The following is a 5,943-nucleotide window of genomic DNA, read 5'->3' as shown; positions in this document are numbered from 1 at the left end:
GTGGAGCTGTTCGAGCGCTCCAGGGCCCGCCTGGAGGCGATCGCCTATCGCCTGCTGGGCTCGGCCAGCGACGCGGAGGACGCCGTCCAGGACACGTTCCTGCGCTGGCAGGCCGCCGAGCGGGAGCACGTCGAGACGCCCGAGGCATGGCTGACGAAGGTCCTCACCAACGTGTGCCTCAACCAGCTCACCTCGGCGCGGGCCCGGCGGGAGACCTACGTGGGCACCTGGCTGCCCGAACCGGTCCTCGCCGGGGACCGGATGCTCGGCCCCCTCGACACCGCCGAGCAACGCGAATCGGTCTCGATGGCGGTGCTCACCCTGCTGGAGCGGTTGTCGCCCAACGAGCGCGCGGTGTACGTGCTGCGGGAGGCGTTCGGCTACTCGCACGGTGAGATCGCCGAGATCCTCGGCATCACCGAGTCGAACTGCCAACAGACCTACCGGCGCGCCAAGCAACACGTCAGCGCCGAGCGGGCCCGCGCGGAGGTCGACCGGGCCACCGCCCGGAAGATCGTCGCGGAGTTCCTCACGGCGGCGAACAACGGCGAGATCCAGCGGCTGGTCGAGTTGCTGACCGACAACGTGACGAGCACCGCCGACGGCGGCGGCAAGATCCCGGCCCGGTCCGCGCCGATCGTCGGCGCACTGGCCGTGGCGAAGTTCCTGCGCGGCCTGTTCAAGCCCGCCGACGTCAAACGGGACCTGGTCGGCGGCAGCCCCGCCCTGCACGTCGCCACCGCCAACGGCGCTCCGGCGGTGGTGGTCGTGGTCGACGACCGGGTCATCGGCGTGATGTCGCTGCAGGTGACGCCCGAGGGGGTCACTGCCATCCACAACCAGGTCAACCCCGACAAACTCGGCCGCGCCAGCCGGCAGTGGTCCGCCTCGGAGCACGAGGAGCCCGCCCTGCACGTCTGGTGATCCAGCTCATAGCCGGCTCCTGTCAGGAATCGGGGCGCTGTCCGGTTCAGGAAGCGACCAACACCGAGACAGGAGTGCCACCATGAAGCACCGCATCGTCGTCCTCGGAGCGGGCTACGCCGGAGTCACGGCCGCTGGACGCCTCGCCAAGCGGTTGCACCCCGGCGACACCGAGATCACCGTCGTCAACGCCGACGCGGATTTCGTCGAGCGGGTCCGCATGCACCAACTCGCCATCGGGCAGGACCTCAAACCCCGCCCGCTGAGCGAGATCTACGCCGGCACCGACGTCACGCTCCGGTTGGCGCGGGTCACCGCCGTCGACGCCGACCGCAGGACCGTCGCGCTCGCCGACGACCACGGCACCGACGAGATCGCCTACGACACGCTCGTCTACGCCCTCGGCAGCACCGCCGCCGACCATGGCGTCCCCGGGGTCGCCGAGCACGCGAACGACATCGCCGGCAGGCCGTCGGCGCTGCGGTTGCGCGACCGCCTCGCCCACCTCGCGGCCGGCGGGACCGTGCTCATCGTCGGCGGCGGCCTCACCGGCCTCGAAGCGGTCACCGAGATCGCGGAGGCCCGGCCGGACCTCCGTGTCGCGCTCGCCGCCCGCGGTGGTCTCGGTGATTGGCTCAACGGCAGGGCGCAGCAGCACCTGCGCGGCGTCTGCGACCGGCTCGGCATCACCGTGCACGAGCACGCCGACATCGCGCGGGTCGAGGCGACCGGCGCGCTCACCCGCGACGGTCGGGAGATCCCGGCCCAGGTGACAATCTGGACGACCGGCTTCGCCGTGCACCCGATCGCCGCCGCCACGACCCTGGCGGTCGCGGAGACCGGGCAGATCATCGTCGACGACAGCATGCGGTCGGTCTCCCACCCCGAGGTGTACGCGGTGGGCGACGCCGCGATCGCGGCGGGACCGGGCGGCAAGCCGCTGCGGATGTCGTGCGCCTCGGGCATCCCGATGGCCTGGCAGGCTGCCGACGCCATCGCCGCGCGGCTCACCGGTCGGACGAAGTTCCCCAAGGCCCCGCTGCGCTACTTCAACCAATGCATCAGCCTCGGCCGCCGCGACGGCATCATCCAGTACGTCACCGCCGACGACCGGGCCAAGCCGGCTCTGCTCACCGGGAAGCTGGCGGCCCGCTACAAGGAGATCGTCTGCGCGGGCGCCGCCTGGAGCATGTCCCACCCGGTGCTGTACCCGGTGCGCCGCCACCGCGTCGTCGCGACCCGATCGGAGATCCGCACCGGCGTGTCCTGACCTGGCCGCGGACTGCGGCTCGGCCGGTCACCGTCAGTGGCTGGCCGAACGCGCGGTCTTGCGGAGATACCGCGCCAACGGCCGCCGACCCAACTTCAACGCCGCGTTGGTGACCGCCTGGTCCCGTTGCAGGGAGAGCTCGGCGAACCGGGCGCGCACATCGGTCAGCGGTTGGTGTGGTGCCCAGATCGTCCGAAAGGCCCTGGCCTGGTCGGCCAGGGCCTGGTTGGTCGCAGCGGAGACGAATGCCACCTCGCTGCGGTGCGCCGCGCCGGAACTACTCGCGATCGAGGCCAGGCCGGCGGCCACCAGAGCGGCGATCGCGGCTACCGTGCCCAGCTCAGCCGAGGCCAGCCCGGCAGCCCCCGAAGCACCCGCGATCACCGCCGACAAGACGGTGGTCAGGGTGTTCCAGCGTTGCCACCATGCGGCCTGTTTCCGCTGCAGCACAGCCCAGCTGTCGTGCCGCTGTTCGAGCAACTCGGCTTCAGCGATGAAGACGGCGCGCTCTCGCTGCTCTTCATCCAGATGCGACATTCTGTCAGCGTCCGACATCGTCGGGATCCTGTCCCCAGCAGTGTCGATCTCCGGACATTGACCGGAGCTTCTGGTCCGCCGGCGCGAGCCGGCGACTCACTCCTCCGGCTGTTGATCCGTGGCTGCCCCACCGGACTCAGCCTGGCGCCCGGCCAGCCAGACGGCGTGCTCCTTGAGCAGGTATCCGATCCAGTAGACCGCGAAGAGGATCAGGAAACACGCGAAGAACACCCCCGAGACGATGCTCGCGATGATGAGTGCTTCCCGGCCGTCGCCCGCCCCGTGCGCGGCGAAGGCAATCAGGCCCAGCACGAAGAAGAGGACCATGTAGAGCGGCAGTGTCGAACTGTCCGCCGGGTGGGACGAGCGGGACGGCCACGGGACGCGAGGGTCGCTGCTGATCACTTGAGGAGTATCGGGGCACGCCCGGTTCGCGGCTGTCCCTGCCGGACACGCGCTGGCGCTGTCGCCGGTGACCAGCAGCCGCGGGCATGCGGTCCCGCTCCGCCTCGACCGGTGGGGTCGATCCGGAGCGGGACCGTCCGACGGCCTACCCGTCAGAACCCGCCCCATTGCCGGGCCGAGCATTTCCAGGTCTTCCCGCCATCCTGCGAAACGCAGAACACCAGGATCTTGCCGAGGATCGGCAGGTTGAGGGTGAAAAGGTGCCCCTTGGTCTTCGCGTACACGACACCGGACTTCTCCGCGATGTCCGCAAGCGCCCACCCGGGATCCGGCCCGTCCACTGTCGCCACCCGCCGCAAGGACTCGACGTCCTTGCCGTCGAGCAGTGCCGTGATCTCATCCGCCGACGGTTCACCCTCGCCGACCAGGGTCTCCACGGTGTCCGGGCCGTCGACGGCGACGCCGTTGGCCTTCTCGAAGGCAGCCTTCGTCTCGCCGATCGTGGTGCCGCCGGCCAGGTCGAGGGTGAGGATCAGGTCGCCCGTCCGGCGCGACAGCAGGCATTCCCAGATGGACTTGCCCGACGCGACGCACATGGTCAGACACCACTCCCGGCCGTCGGGGGCGGACGACGCGAAGAGCAGTGAGGTCGCCGTCGGGCTGTCGCCGGTGCCGTCGTACGTCCCGTCGGCGAGGTCGGCCATGGTCGTGCCGAGGACGCCCCGGCTGCCCGCAATCGTGCCGACGACAGTGATACCGTCGACCTCCTTGCCGGTGGCCAGCGCTTCGAGCTCGTCGCCGGTGAGGTTCCGCCCGCCGGTGTCGACGGCCAGCACCTTGTCCAGGTCGCCGACGGGCCGGCCGGTCAGCTCCTCGAACCGTTGCAGCATCGTCCCCGGCGCACCGGGATGGTCGGTGATCGTCGTCCGGGCCGCACCGTCGTCGGCCTGCAACGGCGCGTACGAGGCGGTCAGCCCGACGATCAGGGCGGTCGTGACGACGGTGACGCGCCTGGTGATGTCCCGCAGAGTTGTCATCTTCTTCCCCTCACTGTCTCGATGAGCACTGTCGGTCGGGCTACCAGCGGCACGTGACGATGTCGCCGACATCGTTGGGGGATCCCCAGTCGCAGTGGTCGTCGATCCACTCACCGATCTCGCCGATCGTGTCGACGATCCAGGCGAACACCGACTTGATCGCTCCCCAGAGGCTGAAGTAGACGACTGTCGTCTCGGGTGTGCCGCCGGCCTCGTCGATGATCTCCTTCGTCGACATGGCGGCGTCCGGCTTCTCGACGATGTCCAGCACCCGTACGCCGGTGTCGTCCTTGCCCGCCAGCAGCGCCGCGACCTGCTCCGGGGTCCGCTGCTTGCCGTCGTCGACCGCCACGATCGCGCGGTCGACGAACACCTCCCGGCTGCCGCTGACGGCCTGGGCGATGCCGGCGATCTCGCCCACTGTGAGGTCGTTGCCGAGCGCCGGGCCGGTGAACCGCCGGACCGACACGGCACCGGCCGGGTCGACCTGAATCTCACCGGCCGTGATCATGTCGTCGGCCGCGAAGGGCGCCCAGCCGAACGTCCACAGTCCGCCGACGCAGCGGAACGCGCCGTACTCCTTGCCTTCGGGCGCTGTCTCGGTACGGACGGTTCCGCCGCGTTCGTCGACGTGCTGGACCACGCAGTCGGCGCCCTTCCGCGGCGGCTTGACGGTCTGGGCCACGGCGGCGGAGGACATGGCCAGCACCGTCGCGCTGGCCACCCCGATCACCGCGAGGCGGTGTGCCAAAAGACTCATCGAACGCTCCATTCCTGGTGCGGAAGAAACTGGTGTCCGAAGAGTGCCGGGCCGCGCTGAAGCGGCCCGGAAACGGCGCTGAAAGCGGGGTACGTCAGTGCAGTCGACTCGCGTCGAGCTGGTCGAGGTTGGCGCGGATCGAGTCGGCGTCGGCATCGCCGAGTTCGTCGAGGATGGTCAGGGCCCGCCGCCAGGCGGCACGGGTGGCACCGAGGTCACCGAGCGCCCGGTGGCTGCCGCCGAGGTTGACGTACGTGCTCGCCTCGGCGTACCGGTCGTGGACCTGCGTGAAGAGTTCGAGGGCGTGCTCGTAGCAGGCGATCGCCCGCCGGTCGTCACCGAGCTGGTGGTGGGCGTGGCCGAGGCTGTCCCAGGTGTCGGCCTGCCCCTGGACGTCGTCCACCTCCTGCAACATCCGCAGCGCCTCACCGCACGAGGCAAGGGCGCTGTGGTAGTTGCCGAGCAGCGCCTCCTGCCAACCGACCGCGTTGAGGGTGTAGCCCTGACCCGCCCGGTTCCCCGCCGACCGGAACAGGGCCAGCGCCCGCCGGGAGTGGGTGAGCGCCTGCTGGTGCTGGCCCTGCCGCTCCGCCAGCTGACCAAGGTTCAGGCAGGTGTGTGCTCGTCCGGCGTCGTCGCCGACGTCGGTGAACAGGTCGAGCGCCCGCCGCAGGTGGTCGTCGGCCTCGTCGTACCGTCGGAGCCGGGAGCAGGCTAGACCAAGGCTGCGGTGCGCGTGGCCCTGCCCGGCCTGATCCCCGATGCGGGACGCGGCGGCCAGCGCGATCCGTTGCGTGCCCAGCCAGTCCTGCCAGTGCCCCTGCCGGTGCAGGAAGCCGGCCATGGCCCAGGCGAGCCGCCAGGCGTGCCCCTCGAACCCGGACCGCGCCGCGAGCGGCACCGCGGCGAGCAGGACGGGAACCTCGGTGCTGAACCACGCCGCGGCGGCCGACCGGTTCCGGGGTCGTTCCGGCAGCACGCCCGCGCCGGGACGCTCGATGATGAACCCG

At 70.7% G+C, this 5,943-nt stretch carries 7 protein-coding genes; 2 read left to right on the top strand and 5 right to left on the bottom strand.

Going from position 1 to position 5,943, the window contains the following annotated elements; all coding sequences use genetic code 11:
• The coding region (locus KBX53_RS19400; RefSeq protein WP_210860843.1) for an RNA polymerase sigma-70 factor at positions 1 to 924 on the top strand (924 nt) is incomplete at its 5' end.
• Between the two features lie 82 nt (positions 925 to 1,006).
• Positions 1,007 to 2,194 carry an NAD(P)/FAD-dependent oxidoreductase gene (locus tag KBX53_RS19395; protein WP_210860841.1) on the top strand — a complete coding sequence of 396 codons (1,188 nt, stop codon included), beginning with the start codon at positions 1,007 to 1,009 and terminating at the stop codon, positions 2,192 to 2,194.
• 33 nt (positions 2,195 to 2,227) lie between these two features.
• On the opposite strand, the gene KBX53_RS19390 is transcribed toward KBX53_RS19395, so the two are convergent.
• The 5 genes from KBX53_RS19390 to KBX53_RS19370 all read right to left on the bottom strand — a co-directional run.
• Complete coding sequence (locus KBX53_RS19390; RefSeq protein ID WP_210860840.1) at positions 2,228 to 2,749, bottom strand: hypothetical protein; 522 nt, start codon at positions 2,747 to 2,749, stop codon at positions 2,228 to 2,230.
• Between the two features lie 78 nt (positions 2,750 to 2,827).
• Entirely contained in the window at positions 2,828 to 3,136 is a 309-nt protein-coding gene (locus KBX53_RS19385; RefSeq protein ID WP_030330360.1) for a hypothetical protein, read from the bottom strand.
• Positions 3,137 to 3,288: 152 nt separating this feature from the next.
• Entirely contained in the window at positions 3,289 to 4,173 is an 885-nt protein-coding gene (locus KBX53_RS19380; RefSeq protein ID WP_210860839.1) for a hypothetical protein, read from the bottom strand.
• A gap of 40 nt (positions 4,174 to 4,213) precedes the next feature.
• Entirely contained in the window at positions 4,214 to 4,933 is a 720-nt protein-coding gene (locus tag KBX53_RS19375) for a hypothetical protein (protein ID WP_210860838.1), read from the bottom strand.
• Between the two features lie 94 nt (positions 4,934 to 5,027).
• Positions 5,028 to 5,943: tetratricopeptide repeat protein (locus KBX53_RS19370; RefSeq protein WP_210860837.1), on the bottom strand; the 916-nt coding region annotated here is incomplete at its 5' end.

The sequence above is a fragment of the Micromonospora sp. M51 genome (genome assembly GCF_018070305.1).
Taxonomy (GTDB): domain Bacteria; phylum Actinomycetota; class Actinomycetes; order Mycobacteriales; family Micromonosporaceae; genus Micromonospora; species Micromonospora parva.
Note: the sequence above shows the minus strand (reverse complement) of the source record. Positions and strands in the feature narration are given on the sequence as shown.